This window comes from Staphylococcus sp. GDX8P80P (genome assembly GCF_017893095.1).
In the GTDB taxonomy this organism is placed as follows: Bacteria; Bacillota; Bacilli; order Staphylococcales; family Staphylococcaceae; genus Staphylococcus; species Staphylococcus borealis.
Window position 1 is genome coordinate 1 of the sequence record NZ_JAESMI010000165.1, and the last position, 463, is coordinate 463.

1 protein-coding gene is annotated in these 463 nt (G+C 41.5%); it reads right to left on the reverse strand.

Annotation, left to right across the window (positions count from 1 at the left end; genetic code table 11):
* Positions 1-463 (reverse strand): DUF1542 domain-containing protein (locus KA858_RS11905; protein ID WP_210135798.1); only part of this gene is annotated, 463 nt, incomplete at both ends.

Below are 463 nucleotides of genomic sequence, written 5' to 3' on the forward strand. Positions count from 1 at the left end.
TTTCGTTGTGTCGTTTGTCTTGAAGTTGATTGCTGCGTAGATGGTTGCGTTGTTGAACGTTGTTGCCTTTTCTTCATCTGTTGCGTTTGGTGTTTGATCGATTTCTGCTTTTTTAACTTCGGCTGCTTTGTCAATTGCTGCTTTTGCTTCGTCTTTCTTAACAACCGCTGGTTTAACATGATTGATCGCGTCTACACCTGAAGATTTAGCAGTGTCTACACCTGCGTTATTTGTCGCTTGGTCTATCGCGTTTTTAGCTGTAGTTACTGCTTCATCAACTTTCGCTTTTGCTGCTGCTTTTTCTTCATCTGTTGCGTTTGGTGTTTGATCGATTTCTGCTTTTTTAACTTCGGCTGCTTTGTCAATTGCTGCTTTTGCTTGTGCTTTTTTCTCAACTGTTGGTTGGACGTGATTAATGGCATCTGTTCCCTCAGTTTTCGCTGTATCTACACCTGCGTTATTT